Genomic DNA, 26,183 nt, shown 5'->3' with positions numbered 1-26,183 from the left:
TGGAAGCGCCTGATCACCGGGCGAAGTGGTACTCCGTCATTGCCATGACGCGGTCAGCGTTCCAATCGCGGTTTATCTCCATTGCCCGTTCTCGACGCACCATTCCCAACGCTTGAGCCATGTCCTCTCTAGTCACCGCCAGCTGCGAAGCACTCAGTGAAGGTGGCGCGCTTGCGCGTCAGCTCGATGCCTTCGTGCCGCGTCCCGCGCAGCTGCGCCTGACTGGCGCCATCGCCGAGACCTTCCAGCAGCGCGACGTGTTGCTGGCCGAGGCCGGTACCGGCACCGGCAAGACCTACGCCTATCTGGTGCCGGCGCTGCTGTCTGGTTTGAAGACCATTGTCTCCACCGGTACCCGCGCGTTGCAGGACCAGCTCTACCACCGCGATCTGCCACGCGTGCGTGCCGCATTGGGCGTTGGTCATCGCGCTGCCTTGTTGAAGGGGCGGGCGAATTATCTGTGCCGCTATCGCTTGGATCAGGCGCGCGGCGAGCCACGTTTTACTTCGACCGAGCAGGTGGCGCAGTTTCAACGCATCCTCACCTGGTCCGGCCGCACCCAGTACGGCGACATGGCCGAGCTGGATGGCTTGGCCGATGATTCGCCGTTGCTGCCGATGGTCACCTCGACTGTGGACAACTGCCTGGGAACCGATTGCCCGTTCTGGGGCGATTGTTTCGTGGTGCAGGCGCGGCAGCGGGCGCAGGAAGCCGATCTGGTGGTGGTCAATCATCATCTTCTGCTGGCTGATCTGGCACTGAAACAGGAAGGTTTTGGCGAAATCCTGCCCGGCGCGCAGGCCTTCGTCATCGATGAGGCGCACCAGCTGCCTGAGCTCGCGGCCAACTTCTTTGGCGAAGGCTTTGGCATGCGTCCGTGGCAGGAGCTGGCGCGCGACTGCATGGCCGAATGCCGCAGCGTTGCTGGCGCGCAGGCCACCCTGCAGCAACCGGTGGCGACGCTTGAACTGGCCTTGCGCGAACTGCGCGAGGCGATGGAAAAGCTGCCGCAACGTGGCACCCGCTGGCGCGCCCTGGCGGTGCCGGCGGTGGCCGAAGGCTTTGATGCGGTCGCTGCGGCGATGGCGCAGCTGCGCGATGCATTGAGCGTTGTGCGCGAAGCCTCGCCCGGACTGGATGCCTGTCACGCACGTGCGCTGGAAGGCGTGTCGCGGCTGTCGCGCTGGTTGGACGACGGTGACCGTGGCGCGGTCGACGAGTGGGATATCGATGAGGTTGTGGTCTCGGCGGAAGATGGTGCCATGCCGGCTGCCAGCGATTCGCTGTTCCCCGTCGATGATGGCAATGATGTGCTGTGGTACGAGCTGACGCCGCGCGGTTTCCGCTGCCAACGCACACCGATGGACGTATCCGGACCGTTGCGCGAGCACCGCCTGCGCTCGATGGCGGCCTGGGTATTCACCTCGGCCACTTTGACCGTCGATGGTGGCTTCGAACATCTGTCCAAGCGTTTGGGTCTGGATGACCCGGATACCCTGGTCCAGCCCAGTCCCTTCGATTGGCAGCAGCAGGCGCTGTGCTATCTGCCGCAGCAACTGCCCGATCCCGCTGCGCGCGGCTATGGCGCGGCCTTGATTGCAACCTTGCGACCAGTGCTCGAGGCATCGCAGGGCAGGGCGTTCCTGTTGTTCGCCTCGCACCGTGCGCTGCGTGAGGCCGCCGATGCGCTGCGTGATGGCCCGTGGCCGCTGTTCGTGCAGGGCGAGGCGCCACGCGCCAGCCTGCTGCAGCGTTTTCGTGAGTCGGGCAATGGCGTGCTGTTGGGCGCGGCCAGCTTCCGTGAAGGCGTGGATGTGGTCGGCGATGCACTGAGCGTGGTGGTGATCGACAAGCTGCCGTTCGCCGCTCCCGATGATCCGGTGTTCGAAGCCCGGCTGGATGCGATCCGCCGCCAGGGCGGCAATCCGTTCCGCGATGAGCAGCTGCCGCAGGCGGTGATCGCGCTCAAGCAGGGCGTGGGCCGGCTGATTCGCAGCGAGACCGACCGCGGCGTGCTGGTGCTGTGTGATCCGCGCCTGCTGTCGCGCGGTTACGGCCGGGTCTTCCTGGATTCTCTGCCGCCATTCCGCCGCACCCGCGCGCTGGCCGATGTGCAGGCCTTCTTTGCGCGACAATGGGCGCCGGAGGCGGATTCCGCCAGCGCGACGCCCTTGGCCGACGCTGGTTCTGAAGCGCCGCCGTTTTCCCTTTCCTGATGTGATGCCATGAAGCTGCTTGCCTTTGAAACCGCCACCGAAGCCTGTTCCGTTGCCCTGTATGTGGATGGGCAGGTATTGGAGCGGTTTGAAGTAGCGCCGCGCCGGCACGCCGAACTGAGCCTGCCGTGGGCCGAGCAGTTGTTGGCTGAAGCCGGTATTGCCCGCAACCAGCTGGACGCCATCGCGCTGAGCCGTGGGCCGGGTGCCTTCACTGGCGTGCGTTTGGCAATTGCGATCGCGCAGGGCATTGCCTTGGCGCTGGATCGGCCCTTGCTGCCGGTATCGACCCTGCAGACCCTGGCGCTGCGTGCACCTGCTGATGCGCCAGGCGTACTTGCGTGCATCGATGCGCGCATGGGTGAGTTGTATGTGGCGCGCTATCTGCGTGATGCCGATGGCGACCTACAGTTGCAGGAGCGTGAGCTGCTGGTTGCGCCGGATGCCGTGCAACTGCCGGCCGACGACAGCGTCTGGGCCGGTGTGGGTACCGGTTTCGCGGCGGGCGAGGGCGTGTTGAGCGCGCGCCTGCAGTCGCGTCTGAGTAGCGTGGATGCGCAGGCCCTGCCAAGTGCTGCCGATGTGCTGAAGATCGCCGTGCCGGCAATGCTGCGCGGCGAAGCCATCGCTCCTGAGCTGGTGCAGCCAGCCTATCTGCGCGACAACGTCGCGCTGACCCTGATCGAACAGCAGGCGCTGCGCGATTCCAAGCGCTGAAGCGGCCGCGGTGTGTGATGGTTGTGGGAGCGGCGTAAGCCGCGAAGCTCATGCACCATCAGATGGCGATCAGCTTGGTGGTTCGGGTAGTACCAGCTTCGCGGTTTACACCGCTCCCACAAAATACAGAACTGGTTGCTCAACGATCGTCGTGCAACTGCCCGCCGGGCAGGAACATCCAGGTGCGGGTGACCTGCAGGATGTCGATGTCGTCTTTGGTCTCAGGCAATGCCGGGAACGGCTGTGCCTGCTCGATCACGCGCAGGGCGGTGGCATCCAGCAAGGGCACGCCGCTGCTGCGCAGGACGCGACTGCTCTCAACGCTGCCGTCGCGGCGCACGCCGACCGTGATCACCACCTGGCCGGCAAGCCGGCGCTGGCGCGCTTCATCGGGATAATTCAGGTTGCCGACGCGCTCGGCGCGGTCGACCCAGGCGCGCAGGTAGTTCGCATAGGCGTACTCACGGGTGCTGGCCGAGACGAACTTGCGGTTGGGACGCTTGGCGTACTGCTCCGAGCGCAGATGCACTTCGGCCGCCAGTCGCGCCATTGCCGCATCGCGTTGTTCGCGCGCGCTCATTGGTGCGTTGGCGTCTGGGCGATCCGGCAAGGGCTGGGTCTGCGCGGTCGCAACCGGGTCCTTGCCCTGGGTGCTGGTGATGATGCGCGCCTGTGGCGGCGGTGGCGCTGCCGCGCTCTGCGCCTGCAGCGGTACCGGTGCAAGCCCGTTCTGCAGCTGCGGCACGATGCCGGCCTGGGAGTCGCGTGGGCGCTGCGCCTTGTCGTGGTCGCCGCCGCCCTGCTGGTTGGCCTGGGCCAGGAAATCAGCCTGCTTGGGCGTCAGCGGCGTGCTGGTCTGGCTGAAGATCACATCAAGTGTGGGTACCAGCGGGGCGCTGTCGCTGACTGCAAAGCCCACTCCGAGGATCAGCAGGCCGTGCACGAGCGTTGACAGCACCAGGGTGGCGGTCAGCCGTTGTTGCTCGCTGACCCGCGGTGCCGCGGGCAATACGTCAGGCTGGGAATACATCAGGCCAGGCCAGCCTCGATGGCATCAAACAGCTGACCAGCGATGTTCAGGCCGAACTGCGCATCCAGCTCGCGCACGCAGGTGGGGCTGGTGACGTTGACCTCGGTCAGGTAATCACCAATCACGTCCAGGCCAACGAAACGCATGCCGCGGCGTTTCATTTCCGGGCCGACCTGGGCGGCGATCCAGCGGTCGCGCTCGCTCAGCGGGCGGCCTTCGCCGCGGCCGCCAGCGGCGAGATTGCCGCGGAACTCGTCGCCTTGAGGGATCCGCGCCAGGCAATAGTCCACCGGTACACCGTCGATCAGCAGGATGCGCTTGTCGCCGGCGGTGATGTCGGGGATGAAGCGCTGCGCCAGGGCCAGGTGCTGGCCGCCATCGGTCAGCGTCTCCAGGATCACGTTGAGATTCGGATCGCCGGTGCCGCTGCGGAAGATCGAGCGCCCGCCCATGCCGTCCAGCGGCTTGAGCACGGCCTGGCCGTGCTCGAGCACGAAGGCCTTCAGCTCGCGCGCGTTGCGGCTGACCAGGGTCGGCGGGCAGCACTGCGGGAACAGCAAAGCAGCGAGCTTCTCGTTGAAGTCACGCAGCCCCTGCGGGTCGTTGACCACGGTGGCGCCGGCCTGCTGGGCGACGCTGAGGATGTGGGTGTCGTACAGGTACTCGCCATCGAATGGCGGATCCTTGCGCATCAGTACGATCTGGCCCGGGCCGAATGTCAGCGGTGCGAACTCGCCCAAACTGAACCAGCCGGCCTTGTCGTCGCGCACCTGCAGCGGGGCAACCTCGGCCTGTGCCTGGCCGCCATGCAGTGACAGCCCGCCGGGGCGCACATAGTGCAGCCGATGCCCGCGGCGCTGGGCTTCCAGCAGCATGGCGAAGGTGGTGTCCTTGGCGATCTTGATGTCGGCGATGGGGTCCATCACCACGATGACGTCTAAAGGCATGACTTGAATCCAGCAGATCTGGAGGAGGATGTTAGCCGTTCAGGGCGGGGCCGCACAGCGCGGAAAGCGGAACACTGAGGCTGAATGGCGCTGCGCTTTTATTGAGATGCAGGTCACATTACCTCGGCGATCGGCCAAGTCCTGCCGGCATCGCTTGACAGTTCGCGGCTGGGCTGGGATATAGATGCGCTTTCGCGGCAATATCGCATCCGGTATCGGTCGCGCGTTCGGGGATCAAAAATGGTTGAAAACATGGCTGCGGGTGGGGAACTCGCAGGGCTGAAGGTGATGGTCATCGATGATTCGAAGACCATCAGGCGCACGGCTGAAACACTGCTCAAACGTGAAGGTTGCGAGGTCGTTACCGCTACTGACGGTTTCGAAGCGTTGGCCAAGATCGCCGATCAGCAACCGCAGATCATCTTCGTCGACATCATGATGCCGCGGCTGGATGGCTATCAGACCTGTGCGCTGATCAAGGGCAACCAGCTGTTCAAGTCGACGCCGGTGATCATGCTGTCGTCCAAGGATGGCCTGTTCGACAAAGCCCGTGGCCGCATCGTCGGTTCCGAGCAATACCTCACCAAGCCATTTACCCGCGACGAACTACTAGGTGCCATCCGCACATACGTCAACGCCTGACCAGGGGGAAAGGCACAAAATGGCTCGAATTCTTTTGATCGAGGACTCACCGACCGACAGGGCGGTGTTTACACAGTGGCTGCTCAAGGCTGGGCACGAGGTGTTGTCGGCTGACAACGCCGAGGACGGCCTGAAGATTGCCCGTGAGCAGGCTCCGCAGCTGGTGCTGATGGACGTGGTGTTGCCGGGCATGAGTGGTTTCCAGGCCACCCGCGCGCTGTCGCGTGACGAGGCCACCCGTGCTATTCCGGTGTTGATCGTCAGCACCAAGGGCATGGAAACCGACAAGGCCTGGGGCATGCGTCAAGGCGCCAGCGATTACATCGTCAAGCCGCCGCGCGAGGATGATCTGATCGCGCGGATCAACAAATTGGTGGGTTGATGCTTTCTCCATTCGACATCCTTGAAGCCTACGAACGCCGCAGTCTGGCGCACGCGGTACAGCTGCCTGAGCGCAGCTTTTCGCAGGATGTCTGGCGTGGCGTGGGTTACCGCGTTGGCAGCCGGCATCTGGTCTCGGATTTCCGCGAAGTGGTGGAAATCGTGCCCATGCCGCCGGTCACCCCGGTTCCCGGCGCGCAGCCTTGGTTGCTGGGCGTGGGCAACCTGCGCGGCAACCTGTTCCCGGTGGTGGATCTGAAGAACTTCCTGGAAGGTGAGCGTACGCCGCCGCAGGAAGGCCAGCGCGTGTTGATCATGCGCCAGAGCGGCGGCGACGTGGCGCTGGTGATCGATGAGTTGTATGGCCAGCGCAGCTTCGAGGCACCGATGCAGGTGCCTGCCGGTGATATCGCCCAGGGCCGCTATGCGCACTTCGTTGAGCGGGCCTTCCATGATGAAGGCCGTGACTGGGGCGTTTTTTCGCTTTCACTGCTTTCCCGCACTCCTGAATTCCGGCAAGCGGCCGCCTGATTGGCGCGCTTGCCTCTTCGTATCAAGACCGAGGTCGAACGATGAGTACTGCTCCTGAAGGCGCCAAGGCTGGCAAGCTTGGCAATGTAAGCACCAACTTCTGGTTGGGCTTGTTGGTGCTCTCGATGGTCGTGTTCGGTGCCAACACCGGCGTGGCGACCTACCAGGGCAGCCGATTGGCCGGTGCCAGTACAGGCGCCGCCGATCTGCAGGTGCTGTCACAGCAGCTGGCCAACCAGGGCCGTGAAGCCGTGGCCGGTAGCCGCGAAAGCTACGCAGCCTTCAAGGACACGCGCAGCAAGGTGGAAAGTACGGTCAGCGAGTTGCAGGGCCGTTACGGCAACGAGACCGGCGTGTCCGGCCCGTTGAGCGCGCTGGTGGATACCTGGAAGCCGCTGTCCAAGAACGCCGAGCAGATCGTCGCCTCCGAACCGGCGGTACTGGCATTGGCCGGTAACGCCGACGCCTTCGTCGGCGCGGTGCCGCAGCTGCAGGCGCAGTTGAACGAAGTGGTGCGTGCGATGACCGCCGGTGGCGCCCAGTCCTCGCAGGTCTACAACGGCCTGCAGCAGGTGGTGGTGGTGGGCACCATGGCCCGTCGCGTAACCGAAATCCGTGCCGGTGGTGCCGGTGCAAGCGGCGCCGGCGACGCGCTGGCACGCGACATGGTGGTGTTCACCCAGGTGCTGGAAGGTCTGCGCAACGGCAATGAGGAAATGGGCATTGCCGCTGTGCGCAACGCCAATGCACAGGTTGCGCTGGAACAGTCGGCCAACCAGTGGGCAAAGATGAAGAAGGACGCCGACGCCATTCTGGCCAGCTCGCGCAACCTGTTCGCTGCACAGTCCTCGGCAGCCGCCCTGGCGACCGGTTCGGACAAGATGCTGCAGAGCAGCCGTAAGTTGTTCGATGCGTTCTCGGCGTTCGGTTCGGCCCGCGACACCCGCATCTTCCCGAACTTCTGGTGGAGCGTGATCTTCGGCGGCCTGTCGGTGCTGTCGATCATTGGCTTTGTCTGGAGCACGGTGCGCACCCGTTCGCGCGAGCAGGACGTGCGTTACCAGACCCAGGTGGAATTCAACAGCCGCAACCAGCAGGCGATTATGCGTTTGCTGGACGAAATCAGCTCGCTCGGTGAAGGTGACCTGACGGTAAAGGCCTCGGTGACCGAGGACATGACCGGCGCCATCGCCGACGCTATCAACTACGCCGTGGACGAACTGCGCCACCTGGTGACCACCATCAACGACATCTCCTCCAAGGTGGCGGTGTCGGCACAGGAAACCCAGGCAACGGCAATGCAGCTGGCCGAAGCCGCAGGCCACCAGGCCGACGAAATCACCAGCGCCTCGGACCGTATCGGCGAAATCGCCACCTCCATTGAGCAGGTGTCGCGCAACTCCACCGAGTCGGCCGAAGTGGCACAGCGCTCGGTGGTTATCGCCACCGAAGGTGCCGGTGTGGTGCGGCAGACCATTCAGGGCATGGACCAGATCCGCGATCAGATCCAGGAAACCTCCAAGCGCATCAAGCGCCTGGGTGAGTCCTCGCAGGAAATCGGCTCGATCGTGGAACTGATCAACGACATTTCCGAGCAGACCAACATCCTGGCATTGAACGCCGCCGTGCAGGCAGCCTCAGCCGGTGAAGCCGGTCGCGGTTTCGCCGTGGTGGCCGACGAAGTGCAGCGCCTGGCAGAACGTACCTCCGGTGCAACCCGTCGAATCGAAGGTCTGGTGCAGGCGATTCAGGCCGATACCAACGAAGCGGTTACCTCGATGGAGCAGACCACCGCCGAAGTGGTGTCCGGTGCGCGCCTGGCCGAAGACGCCGGTACCGCGCTGACCGAAATCGAGCGCGTGTCCAACGCACTGAACAATTTGATTAAAAGCATCTCCATCGCCGCCAACCAGCAGGCCTCGGCAGCTACCGACATCACCCAGACGATGGGCGTGATCCGGCAGATTACCGGCCAGACCTCGCAGGGCGCCGGGCAGACCGCCGACTCGCTGGGGCAGTTGAACCAGTTGGCGGCAGAGCTGCGCCGTTCGGTGGCCGACTTCAAGTTGCCGGCCTGAACGGACTGATCGGGCGGGGATGCAGAGGAATCAGCAGATGAAGTTTCGTCACAACGCAACGCAGGGCCGCCCGGACGGCATGCAATTGATGCTGCACGGGGGAGTGCGATGAGTACCTTGCGCGATGCGATGAGCCACGCAGCTCTGGGTTGGGTAAAACCCGAGCTGGACGAGACCCTGCGCCAGGTGCGCAACGAGGTCGAAGCCTTCGTGGAAGATCCCAGCGATACCAGCCGCATGCGTTTCTGCGCCGGCTACCTGCACCAGGTGCAGGGCACGCTGCGGATGGTCGAGCTGTATGCACCGGCGATGGTTGCCGAGGAGCTGGAGCTGCTGGCCAATGCGGTGCGCGATGGCGGCATTCCTGATCGTGATGAAGCCTGTGCCACGCTGATGCGTGGCACCGTGCTGCTGCCCGATTATCTGGAGCGCCTGCAGAACGGCCACCGTGATATTCCGATCGTGCTGCTGCCGCTGCTCAATGACATCCGCGCTGCACGCGGCGCTGAAGGCATCAATGAGAGCGTGTTGTTCGCCTTCAATCCCGATGCCAGCGATGCCAGCCCGGATGAGCTGGAGCACGCACGTGGCAGTTTGAGTGGACGCAACCGCGAACTGCTCGATACCGTCGGCAGTGCGGTCAAAGAAGAACTGATGCGCATCAAGGATGCGCTCGACCTGCATATGCGCATGGATGGCAATCCGGCCGATCTGCAGGTGCAGGTCAATGAGTTGGGTGCTGTCTCCGATACCCTGGGCGTGATGGGTCTGGGCGTTGCCCGTGGCATCGTCGCCCAGCAGCGCGATTCGCTGCGCGAAGTCGTCAACGGCACGCGTCAGATCGATGACAACCTGTTGCTGGATATCGCTGGCGCGTTGCTCTATGTGGACGCATCGCTGGACGAGCAGGTCGCCCACCTGGGCGCCAATGTCAGCGGTGACGATGATGCCGGTTCGGTGGAGACCCGCCGTACCGTGGAAGTGCTGGCGCATGAAGCCATCGCCAACTTCACTGCTGCGCGCGAATCGTTTGTCGCCTTCATCGAGACCAATTGGGACCACGCACGCCTGGCCGAAGTGCCGCGTCTGCTCGGTGAGGTCTCCGGCGCGTTGCGCATGCTGGAAATGCCGGTGCCGGCCGACTATCTGCAAGCCGTGCGTCAGTACATCGACGTCGAGCTGATCGCACGCCAGCGTATCCCCAGTGGGCGCCAGCTCGACACCCTGGCCGACGCCATGGCCAGCCTGGAGTACTTCCTGGAAGCCCTGCGCGATCGCCGCCCAGGCCGCGAGGAAATCCTCGACATCACCCGCACCAGTCTGGAAACGCTGCGTTACTGGCCGATTCCGTCGCTGCAGGCCGTGGCTGACGCAGCTGTCGTCGAGCAGGTGGCTGCTGAGGTCGTCGCCGCGCCGGTTGCGGATAGCGCAATCGCCGCAGTTGTCGAAGCGGCGGCGGCCGATCCGGTCGAAGTGCAGGACGAAATTGCTGAAACGGTGGCCGAAGCATCGCCGGTCGTTGAACAGGCACCGGTCATCGCCGCGCCGGTAATGCCGCCGCCGTTGCCGCCACTGGAAGTGGAAGAAAAGCCACAGGCAGCTGTGGCCGATTACCCGTTGGTGTTTGGCGCGGCGATCAACGCCGTGGCAACTCCGGTCGCCCCGGTCCAGACCGTGGACGCGCCTGCAGCGTTTGCAGCGCAGGCAGCAGAAGTCGCAGCGGAGATTTCCGCGTTTGATCCAGTTGCCGCCGAGACATCGGAAGCCGCTGAGAGCAGCTTCACTCTGGCACCGATGGTGCTTGAAGGCCACGAGTTGGCGGATTCGAATGAGGTTGAAGCGTCGGCGTCGTTTGCAGCGAGCTTTGATCCGGTCGCCGCTGAGGACATGACGCTTGCTGGCGCGAACGACAGCTATCGTTTCGACGCGTCGCTGCTGACGCTGGACGATGCCGATACAGAAGCCGCGCACACGGCCGAGCCTGCCGGCAACGGCTTGGCGGATGCCGAGCTGGTCAACATCGAGTTTGCCGACGCTGATGTGTTCTTCAGCGCGGAGCTGGAGTCCGATAATCCGGCGATCGATGGCGCAAGCCATGCGCAGGCCCCTGTCGCCAGCGATTGGGAGCTGGCGGCTGCGCCGATCGAGCAGGTATCCGCAGCGATTGAGCCGGTATCCGTGCCGGCCGAAGCCGTGTCCAAGCTGGATATGGAAACCGCGGCGTTCATGGCACAGCTGGATGCGGCTGCCGAGTCCTTCGATCCGTTCGTAATGCCTGAGTCGCTGCAGCCGGAACCGGCTACGGCCGAGATCGCTGCAACTGCTGCCAGTGCAGCCGCGCCGACGCGCACGTTCGCGCCGGCACAGCAGCTTGAGGGCGGTTTCATCGACGGTGGCGACGTAATCGATCAGGACATCCGCGAAGTCTTCATCGAGGAGTTCGACGAAGAACTCGAGAATCTTGGCAATCTGCTGCCTGCATGGCGGGCTGCGCCGGCCAATATGGAGCGTCTGCGCCCAGTGCGCCGGGTATTCCATACGCTGAAGGGCAGTGGCCGCCTGGTCGGTGCACGCACCCTGGGTGAGTTCAGCTGGAAGATCGAGAGCATGCTCAACCGCGTGCTCGACGGCAGTCGTCCTGCCAGTCCGGCAGTCATGGCCGCGGTGACGCAGGCCTACGACGTATTGCCGGAATTGAACGCCGCGCTGCGTGGCGTTGGCAGCATCCAGTCCGATCTATTGGGCATGCAGGATGTGGCTGACCGCGTTGCCGCAGGCGAAGAAGCGTTCTACGTGGCCGGCGTCAGCACTGTTGCAGCTGCCGCGCCGGTTGACGAAGTGGTGCCGGAAGCCGGGATCGTTGACGCTGCGGCGGAAAGCGAGGTCGCAGCAGCTATTGAAATCGACGATGCAGAGGGTACCCCTGCATCGGTGGACGAGGTGCTACGCGAAATTCTCGAAGCCGAGATCGGCGCGCATCTGGTCACAGTCAATACCTGGCTGGCTGGCTCGGTTGCACAGCCACAGCCGGTCTCCGAAGACCTGTTGCGCGCCGTGCACACGATGAGCGGTGCATTCGCGATGACCGATGTGCCGGTGATCACCCAGATCACCAGCCCGGCGGAGACCTTCGTCAAGCGCTCGCTGGCCGCGGCGATTACGCCGACTGCTGCAGGCGTGGATGCGCTTGCGCAGATGGCGGCGGCGGTGCACACCACGATTACTGCTTTGCGGGCGCCTTCGCCACGCATCCCTGCGTTCCCGGGTGTGGCCGAGCGCCTGCAGGCGTTGGTTGATGCCTTGCCGGACGGCAAGTGGCCGCCGATGCAAGCCGAGGACGATTTTGTTGCTGACGATGTCGTGGCTGTGCAGTCGGCAGGTTCGCTGGCGAGTAACATCAGCCCGGAGTCGGTTGGCACGCAAGACCTGTCCGCGTACTTCGACTCTGGCTTGCTGGACGAAACGCCTGGCAGCGTGGCATCGGTGGAAACCACCGAACCGCCGGCTGCAGCAGAACCCGAATTCCTGCCGCCTGTTGCTGACGTCACCGAGCACGGCGCGCTTGAAGTAACCGAGACTGCTGATTCCGTTGCTGCTGAGTCGCTGTCGGAGCCGGTCGAAGCCGCTGCCGAAAGCGAGTCGGCAACTGTGGTTGCGGTTGACGAAGTGACCGGGCAGATCGACATCGCCGAATCGGCTGAGGTCATCGAACCGGCTGTCCTGCAGCAGGCCGTTGAAGCTGAGGACCACTATGACGCTGTGCGCGCCTCGACCTGGGGTGTTGCACACGACGCCGAGGAACCGGAGCAGTCCGCAGAAGCAAACGATTCGCAGCTCGCTGTCGAAGCTGGCGAGATTGAATCCGAATCGACTGTTGCCATTGACGCTGATGCGGCATTTGCAGCCGAAGCAGTCGACGCACAGGCTGAAAACGGTCAGCCGAATGAGGCGACCGCTGTGGAAGCGCCCAATGATCTGGATGATCGCGACAGCGTGATCGCACGCGCCCTGGCCATCGCTACCGGTGCGTCTGCAGTTGCCGTCGGCGCAGCGCAGCTGGGTTCGAGTGACGCCGAAGCCGAGGCATCAAGCCCGACTGAGCCGGCTGAAGAAGACGAGCTGCTGGTAACGGAAGCCGTTGAACAGGCTGCGGCCAAAGAACAGGTTGACATCGCCGTGGAGCAGGTCGAAGTCATCGACGACACTGCAGTTCCGGCATCGATAGACGCGGCCCAGGCCGATGATGTTGCTGCGATTGGCGATGCGCCGGTCGTGGATGAAGCGTTGGAGCCGGAATCTGCTGATGAAGCCGAAGCCGAAGCCGAAGCAGAAATCGTTGTTGAAGAGATTACCTTGATCGAAGAGGCTGCTTCGAGCGAAGAAGATGCTTCGGTCGAGGACGCTGTGGCGATTGAAGAAGCCGAGCAGCTTGAAGAAGCCGCACAGCTTGATGATGTGGCTGCGAGCGACATTGTTGAGCCAGTCGCCGTTGAAACCCTGGTCGTCGCCAAGGCCGTGCTGGCACCGCTGACCGCAGCGTTGCCGGAACAGGCTGAGGCAGCGGTCGCCGCGCCTGTGGCGCACGAACTGGACGCCGGGCCGCTGAACTTCGCCGACCTGGATCGCGAGCTGGTCGATATCTTTGTCGAGGAAGGCAAGGACCTGCTCGACCATTGCGATGGTCTGGTCAACGACATGCGCGCCGCGCCGGAAGACCGCGACGCGCTGGCTGGTCTGCAGCGTGACCTGCACACCCTCAAGGGTGGCGCACGCATGGCCGGCATCAACGCCATCGGCGACCTTGGCCACGGCATCGAATCGCTGCTCGAGGCTGTTGCAGCCAACCGTACCGAAATCACCCGCGCCGACGTGCAGCTGCTGGAGCGCGGTTTTGACCGTCTGCACCAGTTGTTGATCCGTACCGGCGAGCATCGCGCGGTGGTGATGCCGACCGACCTGATCGAGGCCTTCGAAGCACGTACCGATGGCCGCGCCGAAGCCGCGCAGGCACCGGTTGAAGCAGCTGTCACCACGTTCGAATCGGCACCGGAAAGTGTTGCTGCCACCGACGTGCTGCCGCAGCCGCTGGCCGCGATCGAGCCACTGTCTGCACCGCTGCGCGAAGAGCAGGCCGGCAACGAGGAAGAAGGCGCACCGCGTGGACAGGAACAGGTGCGTGTACGCGCCGACCTGCTCGACAGCCTGGTCAACCACGCCGGCGAAGTGGCTATCTACCGCTCGCGTCTGGAGCAGCAGCTGGGCGCGTTCCGTGGCGCCATGGCCGAGTTGGATCGCACCAACGCACGTCTGCGCGACCAGTTGCGTCGTCTGGATCTGGAGACCGAAGCACAGATCGTGGCGCGTTACCGCCGCGAGCACGAGCAGGCCGACCAGACCTTCGATCCGCTGGAACTGGACCGTTTCTCCACCTTGCAGCAGCTCAGCCGTGCGCTGAACGAATCGGCGGCCGACTTGGGCGGTCTGCAAGGTGTGCTGGACGATCTGTCGCGCAACTACGACACCTTGCTGCAACAGCAGTCACGTGTGAGCTCGGAACTGCAGGACGGCCTGATGCGCGCGCGCATGGTGCCGTTCGACGGCCTGGTACCGCGTCTGCGCCGCGTGGTGCGTCAGGCCGCGCAGGAAACCGACAAGCAGGTGCACCTGAAGCTGGAAGGCACCCACGGCGAACTCGATCGCAACGTGCTGGATCGCATGGTCGCGCCGCTGGAACACATGCTGCGCAACTCGGTTGCACACGGTCTGGAACAGCCGGCCGGGCGTACCGCCGCGGGCAAGCCGGAAGAAGGCGAAATCGCCCTGCGTCTGCGCCGCGAAGGTTCGGAAATCGTGCTGGAAGTGGGCGATGACGGTGCCGGCCTGGACCGCGAGGCGATCCGCCGCCGCGCCGAGCAACGTGGCCTGTTGGGCAGCGACGAGCAGATCGACGACGCCCAGCTGGACCAGATGATCTTTGCTTCCGGCTTCAGCACCAGCGAGCAGGTCAGTCAGCTGGCTGGCCGCGGTGTGGGCATGGACGTGGTGCGCAACGAAGTGCGTCAGCTCGGCGGCTCGGTGGACATCCACTCGGTGCGTGGCCAGGGCGCGACCTTCACCCTGCGCCTGCCGCAGACGCTGGCGGTCACCCAGGCGGTGTTTGTCCGCATCGGCGAGACCACCTATGCGGTGCCGGTGGCGTCGGTCAGTGGTATCGGCCGTATTTCCCGCGAGCGTTTCGAGTCCGGGCAAGACGGTTACCACTACAACGGCGAAGACTTCAGCCTGTACAACCTCGGTACCTTGGTGGGCCAGGTTGCGGCCAAGGCCGAAGGCCAGGCCGAGATTCCGCTGCTGCTGGTGCGCTCCGGCGACCTGCGCGCAGCGGTGGCGATCGACCAGGTGCTGGGCAACCGCGAAGTCGTGGTCAAGCCGGTGGGCCTGCAGATCGCCTCGGTGCCGGGTATCTACGGCGCCACGATTACCGGCGAAGGCAACGTGGTGGTGATCCTCGACGTAGCACCGCTGGTGCGTCGTCATTTGACCCAGCCGCAGCAGTTGGTGGAACTGGTCGAAACCAGCAGCCAGCGCCACGTGCCGTTGGTGATGGTGGTCGACGACTCGCTGACCATGCGCAAGGTCACCGGCCGTGTGCTGGAGCGTCACAATCTGGACGTGGCGGTCGCCCGCGACGGCGTGGAAGCGCTGGAGCAGCTGGAGGAGCGCATTCCGGACCTGATGCTGCTGGATATCGAAATGCCGCGTATGGACGGCTACGAGCTGGCCACCGCGATGCGTGCCGATCCACGCTACAAGAACATCCCGATCGTGATGATCACCTCGCGCAGTGGCGACAAGCATCGCCAGCGCGCATTCGAGATCGGCGTGCAACGCTATCTCGGCAAGCCGTACCAGGAGCTGGATTTGATGCGCAATGTCTATGACCTGCTGGGGATCGCCCGTGCACGCGACTGACGACACTGCCAAGCCGGTTGCACTGCTGGCCCGTGCCGGCGTCGCCCGCGATCGCCTGCGCGAAGCACTGGTCGCCGCAGGCGGCCGTATCGTGCTGGAAGAAGATCCCAATCAGTTGGAGCCAGCCGCGCTGACTTCGGCAGCGCCGCAGGTGGTGCTGGTTGCCTTGGAGCCGGCAGTGGAGGACGCGCTGGAGCGGCTGGAGTCGGTGCTGGAGACGCCAGAGCTTTCTCTGTTGTTCGAAGAAGCTGAGCTTGCCGCGCGCCGCGAAGGCTGGGAGGCGCAGCGCTGGATCCGCCATCTGGCGGCCAAGCTGCAGGGCCATGACAACGTGTTGCCGCCCGGTCTGGAGCATGAAGATACCGAGCCGGCGAACGCGTTGGAGCCGGGTCTGCCACCGCGTCCTGCCGATGGGTACCTGGATGCACCGCTGCAGTTCCATCTGGACGAGGCACAGGTGCAGGCCTACGACCTGCCAGCCGATGAAATCTATGTGGCACCGGCAAGTGCGCTTGAACCGCGCCCGGAAGTGCTGACGTTTGAAGAATTGATCGCAGGAGCGGCGCAGCCGTCGTTGCCAACGTCACCGGCAGCGAGCATGCCACCGCCGCTGCCGCCGGAGCCGCTTGTTGTGGTGGTTGAAGCGGAAGAAAAGAAGGCGCCGATTGGCGATTTCAGCAGCTGGTCGCTGCTGGAAGACGACGGTTATGAGGCCGCACCTGTCGCCAGCGTTGCGCCGGAGCCGCCACCGGCCCTGGCCAGCCTGCTCAACAGTGACCTGTCGCTGGTGGAGCTGGATGAAGCTGCTGCCGAGGGTAATGGTGCGGTGTTGTTGGTTGCAGGCATTGGCGGCCCGGATGCGGTGCGCCGCGTGCTGGCCGGCCTGCCGGAAGACTTCGCGCGCCCGGTGCTGGTGCAGCTGCGTCTGGATGGTGGCCGCTATGCCAATCTGGTCAAGCAGATGGCGCGGGCGACGCCGTTGCCGGTCACCTTGGCCGATCCGGGTCAAAGCCTGATTCCAGGTGATGTCTACATTCTTCCAGACGTTATCGGCGTGGAGTCGACTGCTGAGGGCCTGCGCTTCTGCGCGGAAGCCAACGATCTGCTGCACGCGCTGCAACCTGATCGCAGTGCGGTGCTGTTGCTTAGTGGCGCTGATGTGGCGATGGTCGCCCCAGCGTTGGAGTTTGCCGGCAAGGGCGGTTGGGTGGCGGGACAGATCGGCGAAGGGTGCTACGACCCGGCCGCTGCCAGCCAGTTGGCCGTCGCTGGCTTGAGCGCTGGTGATCCGGAATATCTCGCCGCCGAATTGGCTGTGCATTGCGCGGTGTGACCGCAACGCGACTCAGGAACTGACGATGAGCTACGCAAACAACGATGAAGTCCGTGGGGTACTGATACAGGCCGGTACCGAGCGTGTATTGCTGCCCAACGCGACAGTGGCGGAAATGATGTCCCGCGTAGCGGTCGAGCCGATTGCCAATGCCCCGGCATGGCTGGTCGGGCAGATCGCATGGCATGGCTGGAGCGTGCCGCTGCTGTCCTACGCCGGGCTTAGCGGCCATGGCAATGAGACGGTGGGCAGCAACAACAAGGTGGTGGTGCTGAAGGCCTTGGGGGGCAATCCGGACCTGCCGTATTTCGCCTTGCTGACCCAGTCCTTCCCGCAGCTGATCGCGGTGCCGCGCGACGGCCTGCTTGCCGACGCATCGGAAGAGAGTCTGCCGGTTGGCGTGCACATGCGCGTGTTGCTCGGCGAGCAAAGCGCACTGTTGCCGGATCTGGATGCAGTTGAAAGCGCCGTTATCCTGGCCCTGGCAGAAGCCGTAGCCTGATCGGTAAAGGTAGTGCCGAGCCATGCTCGGCAGAGGCCTTGCCGAGGCAGTCAGCCTTGTAGGAGCGGCGTGAGCCGCGAAGCCCGCACTCCATCAAATTGCAGACCGGTTGCTGATTCCAGCGGTGTCGGCTTCGCGGCTTACCCCGCTCCTACAAACCGACATCGGGTTTGTCGGTAACGCCCCAGCCGAGCATGGCTCGGCGCTACAGGTCGCCCAGCCGCGCCTGCAGCGCCGCGATTGCGGCCAGGCCTGCGGTCTCGGTGCGCAGGATGCGGGGGCCCAGCTGCAGGCCCTGGAAGCCGGCGTCGCTCAGTTGCTGGCGGTCACGCGGTGACCAGCCACCCTCGGGACCAATCGCGATCACCACGCCGTTGGCCGGAGCGGCCGGCAGCGAGGCCAGGCGATGTTCGCCCAGCGGGTCCAGAGTCAGCCTCAGGGTCTGTTCCGGCAATGCTGCCGACGCCGCAGCCAGCGGCTGTGGGCTGCCAATGGATGGAATCCGCGCACGCCCGGACTGTCCGCAGGCCGAGCCAACCACATTGCGCCAATGCGCGATGCGTTTCTCGGCGCGAGCTGCGTCCAGCTTTACTTCGGTGCGTTCGGCATTGACCGGGATGATGCGGCTGACCCCCAGTTCGGTGGCCTTCTGCAGGATCAGGTCCATCTTCTCGCCACGCGCGATTCCCTGCAGCAAGGTGATGGCCAGCGGTGATTCGTTGTCGATGGCCTGGGCACTGTCGATGTGTACCTGTACCTCGCGCTTGCTGATCGCGCTGATGGTGGCCGCATAGTCATTCCCATCCCCGTTGAACAATACGCAGCCTTCGCCCTCGCGCAGGCGCATCACCCGGACCAGATGATTGGCCACGTCCTCGGGCAGGGACAGGGTCTGGCCGGTGGCAAGCGGCAGTTCAATCGGGCAACGGGTAAGGCGCATGGGAGTTCTCGCAAAGGCGGTGCCGCGTGGGAAGCGGCTGGGTCTGCTAGCATTTCAACGTCATGAAAACGTATCTGCCAATGCGCATTCTATCGGTCTACCGTCGTTTTGCCCGGAGTGGCGCATGAGTCGCCGCCTGCCACAGATCCATAACGTGGTCGAGGAACACATCGGGCCGTTTCGTCAGCAGCAGCTGGATCTGGAGTTTTCCAACGGCGAACGCCGCCATTTCCAGCGCCTGGTCAGTGGTGGCCATGGCGCAGTGGTGGTTGTGCCGATGCTCGATGAAGAGACCGTTTTGCTGGTGCGTGAATACGCAGCCGGCCTGCACCGCTATGAGTTGGGCCTGGTCAAAGGGCGCATCGATGAAGGCGAAACGCCGATCGAAGCGGCCGATCGCGAGCTCAAGGAGGAGGCCGGTTACGGCGCGCGCAGGCTGGATGCGCTGCGCAGCCTGACCCTGGCACCTACTTATATGAGTCATCAATCCACCTTGGTGCTGGCGCGTGACCTGTATCCAGAGCGCCTGCCCGGTGACGAGCCTGAAGAACTGGAAGTGGTGCCGTGGAAGCTGGCCGAGCTGGACCAACTGATGCTGCGCGAGGATTTCTCCGAGGGCCGCTCGCTGGCCGCCCTGTTTATTGCCCGTGAGTGGCTGCGAGGTGGCGCATGAGCGCAGTAGTAGATGAAGCCCTGCGCGAAGGCGTGCTGGATATCGCCCAGCGCGCAGGCGCGGCGATCATGCAGGTCTATGCCAGCGGTTTCGATATCGAGCAGAAGGCTGACGACAGCCCGGTTACTACCGCCGATCTGGCCGCCCACCAGCTGATTGTTGCGGGTCTGTCGCAGCTGACCCCTGATATCCCGGTGCTGTCCGAAGAATCCGCGCAGCTGCCGTGGGAGACCCGGCGCCAGTGGCAGCGCTATTGGCTGGTGGATCCGCTGGACGGTACCCGCGAGTTCATCAAGCGTAATGGCGAGTTCAGCGTCAACATCGCGCTGATCGAGCAGGGTGTGTCGGTGTTTGGGGTGGTACAGGCACCGGTGACCGAGGTCATCTGGCACGCGCAGCGCGGAGGCCAGGCTTGGCGCCGCAGCGGTGAACAGCAGGATGCGATCAACACCCGTGTGCCACCGGCGTCGCCGTTGCGGGTCGCCGCCAGCCGCTCACATGCCAGTGCGCGCACGGCCACCTTGTTGGCGCGGATGGGCGAGATCGAGCTGATCGCGCAGGGTTCCTCGCTGAAGTTCTGCCGCATCGCCGAAGGCACGCTGGACGTGTACCCGCGTCTTGGGCCAACCAGTGAGTGGGATACCGCCGCTGGTCAGTGCGTGCTGGAAGCGGCAGGCGGAGTGGTACTGGCCGCCGATGATGGCGTGCCGTTCACCTACAACCAACGCCCGCGTCTGCTCAACGGTGACTTCGTCGCCTTAGGTGATGCCTCGCTGCCATGGCAGGAGTGGGTGGCTGGGCTTTGATGCCAGGCCGCAGCCTGCCTGCAGAGAATCTCAAACGCCGGCGATTGCCGGCGTATTCGTAATCAAAGGTGATGCGCGCATGTCCGAACTGACCGATATCCAGACCCTGTTGCAGATCATGGCGCGCCTGCGCGATCCCAATGGTGGATGCCCGTGGGACCTGGAACAGGACTTCGCCAGCATCGTGCCGTACACGGTGGAGGAGGCTTACGAAGTGGCCGACGCCATCGACCGCAATGACTTGCCGGACCTGAAGGACGAGCTTGGCGATCTGCTGCTGCAGGTGGTATTCCACGCACAGATGGCCAGCGAGCAGGGTGCGTTCAATTTCGGCGATGTGGTGGCCTCGATCAGCAACAAGATGATCCGCCGCCACCCGCATATCTTCGCCGATGCCGAGGTCAGCGATTCAGACGAAGTGCTGGCCAACTGGGACGAGATCAAACGCAGCGAGCGTGCCGCCAAGGGCGAGCAGGATGGGTCGGCACTGGCAGGGATTTCGCGCGGATTGCCGGAGTGGCTGCGCGCTACCAAGCTGCAGTCGCGTGCCGCCCGCACCGGCTTCGACTGGCCGGATGCAGTGCCGGTGCTGGACAAGTTGCGCGAGGAAATCGACGAAGTGCAGGCCGAGTTCGAGCTTGCCGCAACCGGCGTGGACAATCAGGTCCGCCTGCAGGAAGAACTGGGTGATGTGTTGTTTGTCTGCGCCAATCTTGCCCGCCACGCCAAGGTCGATAGCGGCACCGCCCTGCGTCATGCCAACCACAAGTTCGAGCGCCGTTTCCGCGCGATGGAAGCGCTGGCGGCTGCGCAGGGAAACGCAATGTCGCAGCTTGATCTGCAGCAGCAGGAAGCACTCTGGCAGCAGGTGAAACAGCACGAAAAGGACGCCGCGAAGTGAAGACCCTGGCGCTGTTCCTGCTGACCGCGTTGGCCGAGATCGTCGGCTGCTATCTGCCGTGGCTATGGTTGCGGCAGCAGGGCAGCCCGTGGTTGCTGTTGCCGGCTGCTGCCAGCCTGGCCTTGTTCGCCTGGCTGCTGACCCTGCATCCGGCCGCCAGCGGGCGCGTCTATGCCGCCTACGGCGGCGTCTATGTCTGCATGGCGCTGCTGTGGCTATGGCTGGTGGATTCAGTCAAACCCACCCGCTGGGACCTGCTCGGCGGCGGGCTCTGCCTGCTCGGCATGGCGGTGATCATGTTCGCCCCGCGCAGCAACTGAAGCGCCTATGCTGGCCGCATCCCTATCTGGATGCCGGCCATGTCGCGTTTCAGCAGCTTCCGCCAGTTCTATCCGTTCTACCTGGGTGAACACAGCAACGTTGTCAGTCGTCGCCTGCACTTCATCGGCAGCTGCGGCGTGCTGCTCTGCGTGGCGATGCTGCTGTGGAGCGGCCAGCTGCGCTGGCTGTGGTTCGCGCTGCTATGCGGCTACGGCTTTGCCTGGGTCGGGCACTTCTTCTTCGAGAAGAACCGGCCGGCGACCTTTCGCCACCCCTTCTATTCATTTGCCGGTGACTGGGTGATGTTCGTCGACATCCTGCGCGGGCGGGTGCGGCTGTAAGCGCCTGCCCAGTTGTTTCCGGGGCTGTCGCTATACTCGGCCCATCAATCAGCACAAGGAGCGATCTCATGGGCAGCGGAGCAGGGTTGTTGGCGTTGGTGGTCGTGGTGGCCGGCATCATCGTGCTGTTCAAGACGGTGCGGATGGTGCCGCAGGGCTACGAGTGGACGGTGGAGCGCTTCGGCAAGTACACGCACACGATGACCCCCGGTCTGCACTTCCTGATTCCGATTGTTTACGGCGTCGGTCGCAAGGTGAACATGATGGAGCAGGTGCTGGAAGTACCCAGCCAGGACGTCATCACCCGGGACAATGCGGTGGTGCGGGTGGATGGGGTGGTGTTCTTCCAGGTGCTGGATGCAGCCAAGGCGGCCTATGAAGTGGCCAACCTGGAAGTGGCGATGATTGCGCTGGTGCAGACCAATATCCGTACCGTGATCGGTTCGATGGACCTGGATGAGTCGCTGAGCCAGCGCGAAACCATCAACGCCAAGCTGCTCAATGTGGTCGACCATGCCACCAATCCGTGGGGCGTCAAAGTCACCCGCATCGAGATCAAGGACATCCAGCCACCGGCCAACCTGGTGCAGTCGATGCAGCAGCAGAAGATGGCCGAGCAGAACAAGCGCGCTGCCATTCTGGAATCCGAAGGTATCCGCCAATCGGAGATCCTGCGCGCCGAAGGCCAGAAGCAATCCGCCGTGCTGGAAGCAGAAGGGCGCAGGGAAGCGGCGTTCCGCGATGCCGAGGCACGCGAGCGTCTGGCCGAGGCCGAAGCCAAGGCCACCACGATGGTGTCCGATGCGATCGCCAACGGCAGCGTGCAGGCAATCAACTACTTCATCGCGCAGAAGTATGTGGAAGCCTTCAGCGAACTGGCCAACTCACCCAACCAGAAGCTGGTGCTGATGCCGATGGAAACCAGTGGCGTGATCGGCTCCATTGCCGGTATTGCTGAACTGGCCAAGGAAGCCTTCACCAAGCAAGGCGAGACCAAGCAGCCCGCACGCGGCAACCCGCCGCCGCTGGGGCGCTGAGCCATGCGCTGGGAAGTAGTGATCTGGGCGGCGTTGGCGGTGACCTTGTTCGCCGCCGAGGCGCTGGCGCCGGGTGCCTTCATGCTGTGGATGGGCATCGCTGCAGCAGCTGTGTTCCTGACCGTCTGGGCGATCGACGGCATGACCGTGCTGCTGCAGGTGATCCTGTTCGTGGTGCTGAGCTTTGTCTCCATCCAGGTCTACCGCACCTGGTTCCGGCAACGCGCGCGGCCCAGCGACCAGCCCCTGCTCAATCGCCGCGCCGAACAACTGATCGGGCGGGTGGTGACGCTGGATCAGGCGATCAGCGCCGGCGTTGGCCGGGCCAAGGTGGATGATGCGTTCTGGGTAGTCGCCGGGCCCGATCTGCCGCAGGGCAGCGCGGTGCGGGTAGTGGCTGTGGATGGCATGACGCTGAAGGTGCAGGCGGTCTGAATACTGCTGCGGTACTGCCGTTGTGGCAGTGCCGCAGGTTTTAAAAGTAACCATCTGGGATAATGGCGGTCCCCTTAGTGTGGAACGGCCATGACCCTGAAGACTTTGCTCAACGAAACCCACCGCTCACTCGGCGCCAAGATGGTCGACTTCGGCGGTTGGGACATGCCGATCCACTATGGCTCGCAGATCGACGAGCACAACCTGGTCCGCACCGCCGCCGGCATGTTCGACGTCAGCCACATGACCGTTGTCGACCTGAAGGGTGCACGCACCCGTGAGTTCCTGCGCCAGCTGCTGGCCAACTCCATCGACAAGGTCAAGGTCAGCGGCAAGGCCCTGTACTCGTGCATGCTCAATGCGCAGGGTGGGGTGATCGATGACTTGATCGTCTACTTCCTGGCCGAAGACATGTTCCGCATGGTGGTCAACGCCTCCACCCGCGAGAAGGACCTGGCCTGGATCCGCCAGCACGCCGAAGCCTTCGGCGTCGAAGTAATCGAACGCGAAGACCTGGCCATCATCGCCGTGCAGGGTCCGCAGGCGCGTGCGCTGGTTGCCGGTCTGGTAGCGGAGTCGGATCGCGCCGCGCTGGACAAGCTCGGCCGCTTTGCCGCGCTGGACGTCAGCTCCACCGACGGCGTTGAACTGTTCGTTGCACGTACCGGTTACACCGGCGAAGACGGTTACGAAGTGCTGCTGCCGCAGAATGCGGTCGTCGCGTTCTGGAATGCGCTGCTGGCTGCTGGCGTGAAGCCGGCTGGACTGGGTGCGCGCGACACGCTGCGTCTGGAAGCTGGCATGAATCTCTACGGCCAGGACATGGATGAAACCATCACCCCGTACGAGGCGGCGCTGGCATGGACCGTGGCGCTGGATGACCTGGCTGATGGCGCGCCGCGCGCGTTCACCGGTCGCGCGGTGCTGGAAGCGCAGAAGGCCGCAGGCAACGCGCGGCAGATGATCGGCCTGGTGATGGACGAGAAGGGCGTGCTGCGCCACGGCCAGAAGGTGCTCACCGCCAATGGCGAAGGCGAGATCCTGTCCGGTACCTTCTCGCCTACGCTGGGCAAGGCGATCGCCTTCGCGCGCGTGCCGGCTGGTGCGCCGGGTGATGTGCGGGTGGACATCCGCGGCAAGGAAGTGCCGGTACGCATCGTCAAGTTCCCGTTCGTGCGTGACGGCCAGGCACAGGCCGGCATCAATCTTTGACCTGTAGGACCGGACCGGAAGCGACCTTGCTTCCGGTTCGTTAAACTAGCGATTCATCCCGACCACCGTTTTTCCGGAGTAGTTCCATGAGCGAGATCCCTGGCGACCTCAAGTTCCTCAAGTCCCACGAATGGGCCCGTGTCGAAGGCAATGGCCGCGTCACCGTAGGTATTTCCGATCACGCCCAAGGTCTGTTGGGTGACCTGGTCTACGTCGAACTGCCGGCTGTCGGTGACAGCGTGCAGGCTGGCGTTGGCGCAGCGGTGGTCGAGTCGGTGAAGGCTGCATCCGACGTCTACAGCCCGGTGTCCGGCACTGTTGTCGAAGTCAACGAAGCGGTGACCGACAAGCCGGAAACCATCAACGAAGATGCTTACGGCGACGGCTGGCTGTACGTGGTTGAGCTGTCTGATCCGGATCAGTTGAACGACCTGCTCGGCCCGGACGACTATGCCGAGATGTTGGAAAACGAGGACCACTGAGTCCTGTCGTGATCCGGAAAGCGGCCGCTATCAGCGGCCGTTTTTTTTTATGCCGGTGTCAGCATCACGTGATGATCGCTGGTGATGAGTGGCTGGCGTTGACGCGACAAGGCGGATGCCAACGGACGCGAAGTGGTTCCGATCAGTGTCGTTGCGGACTGCGAAGTGGTCCAAAAAGTTTGCGCAAAATGATCCGTCGCACAGCTAAAGCCTCGCCTTCGACAAACTTTTTTTTGGGTGCCGGAACTGACCTGCGGGGACTGCAGGTCGCAAGCTTTGAGATGCTGTAGGTGTAGCGCCAGCGCAGCTGCGTATTGCCAGTGTTGAAACGAATAGTGCACTTTTACCGATGTTTTTTTACTTTGTGTTTTTTTTTGAGCTTGCAAGTGCGGTGTCGATGGGTGGGCACGACGGGCGGTGGCGGCACGCGACCGGGCGCGGAAGGCTGAAGGCTTCCGAAAAATAATTTGCAAAGATAGTTGACAGTAAAAAAAACCGTGATTAGGTTTCGCCCAGCAGACCTTTCCTGCGGAAGCGAGTGAGCCGAATCAACATTCAGACGCGAAGCACAACTTGGACGTCCGCCAGGATCCTTTTGATGGTGGAGCAGGACTCGCTTCCTTCGGCGAAACACCCCCCTTATTTTTATCTGGCACCTGCAGCGGGACCCGTTGTGGGTGTTTCTGTATCCGTAACGATGCGCTAGACGCGTCGTCGGTCCTCCGCAGAGCACCGCGGATTTGCTTCAACTGGGCATTTCAATTCCATAGATCACTGACGAGGAACAAACCATGGCTACGAAGAAAGCAGCTAAAAAGCCGGCCGCCAAGAAGGCGGTAAAGAAAGTCGCCAAGAAGGCTGCCGTGAAGAAGGTTGCCAAGAAGGCAACCGCCAAGAAGGCAGTGAAGAAGGTCGCCAAGAAGGCCGTTGCCAAGAAGACCGTGAAGAAGGCAGCAGCCAAGAAGACCGTCAAAAAGGCAGCAGCCAAGAAGACCGTCAAGAAGGCCGTAAAGAAGGTTGCCAAGAAGGCAACTGCCAAGAAAGCAGTCATGAAAGTAGCTAAGAAGGCCGTAAAGAAGGTTGCCAAGAAGGCAACTGCCAAGAAAGCCGCCAAGAAAGTAGTCAAGAAGGCCGTAAAGAAGGTTGCCAAGAAGGCAGCTGCCAAGAAGGTCGTAAAGAAGACTGCAAAGAAGGTTGCCGCCAAGAAGCCGGCCGCCAAGAAGGTTGCTGCGAAGAAGAAGCCGGCCGCTCGCAAGAAGAAGGCCGCTCCGGTAGCGCTGCCGGCTACCCCGGCGCCGCTGATCTGATCCAGCTTCACTAGCAAGACCTGAAACTCCTTCCCCGACTGCCCAGCGGGGAGGGAGTTTTTTTATGGGCGGACCGCAGCGGCAAGCGCCGATCAGATCGGCCTGCACGGTAGTGCCGAGCCATGCTCGGCAAGGGGCTCGACCAGGCGTAATCCCGCACCCCCGTTTGTGGGAGCGGCGTAAGCCGCGAAGCTGGGCAAGCATCCGATCAGGCGGGCTTCGCGCTCTGTTGGAAGATCTGGTTTCTTCGATTTTGGTTCCGTGCAACCCGACTGCCCGGGTTGTTCGAGCACCACCAGCTTCGCGGGGTGAGGACCCACCAACAAAACAAGACGGAGAATAACAAAACAATTTATGTAGCAAGCGAAAGCGCACCACC

General features: G+C 63.5%; 22 protein-coding genes. 19 read left to right on the top strand and 3 right to left on the bottom strand.

From position 1 onward, the window contains the following. Positions 1-119: 119 nt before the first annotated feature. Complete coding sequence (gene yoaA, locus ACVOLR_RS07480) at positions 120-2,216, top strand: DNA repair helicase YoaA (protein WP_481535881.1); 2,097 nt, start codon at positions 120-122, stop codon at positions 2,214-2,216. A 9-nt stretch (positions 2,217-2,225) separates the two neighbouring features. Beyond that, complete coding sequence (tsaB, locus tag ACVOLR_RS07475) at positions 2,226-2,933, top strand: tRNA (adenosine(37)-N6)-threonylcarbamoyltransferase complex dimerization subunit type 1 TsaB (RefSeq protein WP_481535880.1); 708 nt, start codon at positions 2,226-2,228, stop codon at positions 2,931-2,933. Between the two features lie 139 nt (positions 2,934-3,072). Here tsaB and ACVOLR_RS07470 read toward each other — a convergent pair whose 3' ends face one another. Together ACVOLR_RS07470 and gshB are read right to left on the bottom strand one after the other, a co-directional pair. Next, positions 3,073-3,963, bottom strand: coding sequence for an energy transducer TonB (locus ACVOLR_RS07470; RefSeq protein ID WP_481535879.1), 891 nt, complete (start codon positions 3,961-3,963; stop codon positions 3,073-3,075). Beyond that, positions 3,963-4,910 carry a glutathione synthase gene (gene gshB / locus ACVOLR_RS07465; RefSeq protein ID WP_481535878.1) on the bottom strand — a complete coding sequence of 316 codons (948 nt, stop codon included), beginning with the start codon at positions 4,908-4,910 and terminating at the stop codon, positions 3,963-3,965. Before gshB ends, ACVOLR_RS07470 begins: the two co-directional genes overlap by 1 nt. A gap of 240 nt (positions 4,911-5,150) precedes the next feature. Here gshB and pilG point away from each other — a divergent pair, with 240 nt between their 5' ends. From pilG to ACVOLR_RS07430, 7 genes are all read left to right on the top strand, one after another. Further along, positions 5,151-5,552: a twitching motility response regulator PilG gene (pilG, locus tag ACVOLR_RS07460; protein ID WP_057628851.1), complete on the top strand. Its 402-nt coding sequence runs from the start codon at positions 5,151-5,153 to the stop codon at positions 5,550-5,552. Between the two features lie 19 nt (positions 5,553-5,571). After that, complete coding sequence (locus tag ACVOLR_RS07455) at positions 5,572-5,934, top strand: response regulator (protein ID WP_481535877.1); 363 nt, start codon at positions 5,572-5,574, stop codon at positions 5,932-5,934. Next, complete coding sequence (locus tag ACVOLR_RS07450; RefSeq protein ID WP_481535876.1) at positions 5,934-6,464, top strand: chemotaxis protein CheW; 531 nt, start codon at positions 5,934-5,936, stop codon at positions 6,462-6,464. Before ACVOLR_RS07455 ends, ACVOLR_RS07450 begins: the two co-directional genes overlap by 1 nt. A gap of 41 nt (positions 6,465-6,505) precedes the next feature. Continuing rightward, a complete protein-coding gene (locus tag ACVOLR_RS07445) occupies positions 6,506-8,542 on the top strand; it encodes a methyl-accepting chemotaxis protein (protein WP_481535875.1) in 2,037 nt (678 codons plus the stop codon). Positions 8,543-8,650: 108 nt separating this feature from the next. Then, positions 8,651-15,514 (top strand): hybrid sensor histidine kinase/response regulator, encoded by a 6,864-nt coding sequence (locus tag ACVOLR_RS07440; protein WP_481535874.1) that lies wholly within the window; start codon positions 8,651-8,653, stop codon positions 15,512-15,514. Then, positions 15,501-16,847 carry a chemotaxis protein CheB gene (locus ACVOLR_RS07435; RefSeq protein WP_481535873.1) on the top strand — a complete coding sequence of 449 codons (1,347 nt, stop codon included), beginning with the start codon at positions 15,501-15,503 and terminating at the stop codon, positions 16,845-16,847. Before ACVOLR_RS07440 ends, ACVOLR_RS07435 begins: the two co-directional genes overlap by 14 nt. Before the next feature lie 25 nt (positions 16,848-16,872). Further along, the gene (locus ACVOLR_RS07430; RefSeq protein ID WP_481535872.1) at positions 16,873-17,349 is read left to right on the top strand and encodes a chemotaxis protein CheW; all 477 of its coding nucleotides are present in this window, start codon (positions 16,873-16,875) and stop codon (positions 17,347-17,349) included. Between the two features lie 205 nt (positions 17,350-17,554). On the opposite strand, the gene ACVOLR_RS07425 is transcribed toward ACVOLR_RS07430, so the two are convergent. After that, the gene (locus ACVOLR_RS07425; RefSeq protein ID WP_481535871.1) at positions 17,555-18,289 is read right to left on the bottom strand and encodes a 16S rRNA (uracil(1498)-N(3))-methyltransferase; all 735 of its coding nucleotides are present in this window, start codon (positions 18,287-18,289) and stop codon (positions 17,555-17,557) included. Between the two features lie 124 nt (positions 18,290-18,413). Between ACVOLR_RS07425 and nudE the strand changes: the two genes are divergently transcribed. The 10 genes from nudE (at position 18,414) to ACVOLR_RS07375 (ending at position 25,804) form a co-directional block, all read left to right on the top strand. Continuing rightward, the gene (nudE, locus tag ACVOLR_RS07420) at positions 18,414-18,962 is read left to right on the top strand and encodes an ADP compounds hydrolase NudE (RefSeq protein WP_481535870.1); all 549 of its coding nucleotides are present in this window, start codon (positions 18,414-18,416) and stop codon (positions 18,960-18,962) included. Continuing rightward, on the top strand, positions 18,959-19,768 hold the full coding sequence (cysQ, locus tag ACVOLR_RS07415; protein ID WP_481535869.1) for a 3'(2'),5'-bisphosphate nucleotidase CysQ: 810 nt from the start codon (positions 18,959-18,961) through the stop codon (positions 19,766-19,768). Before nudE ends, cysQ begins: the two co-directional genes overlap by 4 nt. Before the next feature lie 79 nt (positions 19,769-19,847). Further along, entirely contained in the window at positions 19,848-20,669 is an 822-nt protein-coding gene (gene mazG, locus ACVOLR_RS07410) for a nucleoside triphosphate pyrophosphohydrolase (RefSeq protein ID WP_481535868.1), read from the top strand. After that, the gene (locus ACVOLR_RS07405; RefSeq protein ID WP_296252628.1) at positions 20,666-20,989 is read left to right on the top strand and encodes a YnfA family protein; all 324 of its coding nucleotides are present in this window, start codon (positions 20,666-20,668) and stop codon (positions 20,987-20,989) included. Before mazG ends, ACVOLR_RS07405 begins: the two co-directional genes overlap by 4 nt. 39 nt (positions 20,990-21,028) lie before the next feature. Then, positions 21,029-21,331 (top strand): Mpo1-like protein, encoded by a 303-nt coding sequence (locus ACVOLR_RS07400; RefSeq protein ID WP_296252631.1) that lies wholly within the window; start codon positions 21,029-21,031, stop codon positions 21,329-21,331. A 68-nt stretch (positions 21,332-21,399) separates the two neighbouring features. Then, entirely contained in the window at positions 21,400-22,368 is a 969-nt protein-coding gene (locus ACVOLR_RS07395; RefSeq protein WP_481535867.1) for an SPFH domain-containing protein, read from the top strand. 3 nt (positions 22,369-22,371) lie between these two features. Further along, positions 22,372-22,803, top strand: coding sequence for an NfeD family protein (locus ACVOLR_RS07390; RefSeq protein WP_481535866.1), 432 nt, complete (start codon positions 22,372-22,374; stop codon positions 22,801-22,803). A 90-nt stretch (positions 22,804-22,893) separates the two neighbouring features. Beyond that, the gene (gcvT, locus tag ACVOLR_RS07385) at positions 22,894-24,015 is read left to right on the top strand and encodes a glycine cleavage system aminomethyltransferase GcvT (RefSeq protein ID WP_481535865.1); all 1,122 of its coding nucleotides are present in this window, start codon (positions 22,894-22,896) and stop codon (positions 24,013-24,015) included. 86 nt (positions 24,016-24,101) lie between these two features. After that, positions 24,102-24,497 (top strand): glycine cleavage system protein GcvH, encoded by a 396-nt coding sequence (gene gcvH, locus ACVOLR_RS07380; protein ID WP_481516265.1) that lies wholly within the window; start codon positions 24,102-24,104, stop codon positions 24,495-24,497. 791 nt (positions 24,498-25,288) lie between these two features. Further along, positions 25,289-25,804, top strand: coding sequence for a hypothetical protein (locus ACVOLR_RS07375; protein ID WP_481535864.1), 516 nt, complete (start codon positions 25,289-25,291; stop codon positions 25,802-25,804). Positions 25,805-26,183: the final 379 nt, after the last annotated feature.

Source organism: Stenotrophomonas sp. STEN030, from assembly GCF_056759995.1.
Note: the sequence above shows the minus strand (reverse complement) of the source record. Positions and strands in the feature narration are given on the sequence as shown.

Bases quoted from the DNA above. Each gene is read 5' to 3' on its own strand.
- yoaA (WP_481535881.1), top strand. From the start codon at position 120: ATGTCCTCTCTAGTCACCGCCAGCTGCGAAGCACTCAGTGAAGGTGGC.
- tsaB (WP_481535880.1), top strand. From the start codon at position 2,226: ATGAAGCTGCTTGCCTTTGAAACCGCCACCGAAGCCTGTTCCGTTGCC.
- ACVOLR_RS07470 (WP_481535879.1), bottom strand. From the start codon at position 3,963: ATGTATTCCCAGCCTGACGTATTGCCCGCGGCACCGCGGGTCAGCGAG.
- gshB (WP_481535878.1), bottom strand. From the start codon at position 4,910: ATGCCTTTAGACGTCATCGTGGTGATGGACCCCATCGCCGACATCAAG.
- pilG (WP_057628851.1), top strand. From the start codon at position 5,151: ATGGTTGAAAACATGGCTGCGGGTGGGGAACTCGCAGGGCTGAAGGTG.
- ACVOLR_RS07455 (WP_481535877.1), top strand. From the start codon at position 5,572: ATGGCTCGAATTCTTTTGATCGAGGACTCACCGACCGACAGGGCGGTG.
- ACVOLR_RS07450 (WP_481535876.1), top strand. From the start codon at position 5,934: ATGCTTTCTCCATTCGACATCCTTGAAGCCTACGAACGCCGCAGTCTG.
- ACVOLR_RS07445 (WP_481535875.1), top strand. From the start codon at position 6,506: ATGAGTACTGCTCCTGAAGGCGCCAAGGCTGGCAAGCTTGGCAATGTA.
- ACVOLR_RS07440 (WP_481535874.1), top strand. From the start codon at position 8,651: ATGAGTACCTTGCGCGATGCGATGAGCCACGCAGCTCTGGGTTGGGTA.
- ACVOLR_RS07430 (WP_481535872.1), top strand. From the start codon at position 16,873: ATGAGCTACGCAAACAACGATGAAGTCCGTGGGGTACTGATACAGGCC.
- ACVOLR_RS07425 (WP_481535871.1), bottom strand. From the start codon at position 18,289: ATGCGCCTTACCCGTTGCCCGATTGAACTGCCGCTTGCCACCGGCCAG.
- nudE (WP_481535870.1), top strand. From the start codon at position 18,414: ATGAGTCGCCGCCTGCCACAGATCCATAACGTGGTCGAGGAACACATC.
- cysQ (WP_481535869.1), top strand. From the start codon at position 18,959: ATGAGCGCAGTAGTAGATGAAGCCCTGCGCGAAGGCGTGCTGGATATC.
- mazG (WP_481535868.1), top strand. From the start codon at position 19,848: ATGTCCGAACTGACCGATATCCAGACCCTGTTGCAGATCATGGCGCGC.
- ACVOLR_RS07400 (WP_296252631.1), top strand. From the start codon at position 21,029: ATGTCGCGTTTCAGCAGCTTCCGCCAGTTCTATCCGTTCTACCTGGGT.
- ACVOLR_RS07395 (WP_481535867.1), top strand. From the start codon at position 21,400: ATGGGCAGCGGAGCAGGGTTGTTGGCGTTGGTGGTCGTGGTGGCCGGC.
- ACVOLR_RS07390 (WP_481535866.1), top strand. From the start codon at position 22,372: ATGCGCTGGGAAGTAGTGATCTGGGCGGCGTTGGCGGTGACCTTGTTC.
- gcvT (WP_481535865.1), top strand. From the start codon at position 22,894: ATGACCCTGAAGACTTTGCTCAACGAAACCCACCGCTCACTCGGCGCC.
- gcvH (WP_481516265.1), top strand. From the start codon at position 24,102: ATGAGCGAGATCCCTGGCGACCTCAAGTTCCTCAAGTCCCACGAATGG.
- ACVOLR_RS07375 (WP_481535864.1), top strand. From the start codon at position 25,289: ATGGCTACGAAGAAAGCAGCTAAAAAGCCGGCCGCCAAGAAGGCGGTA.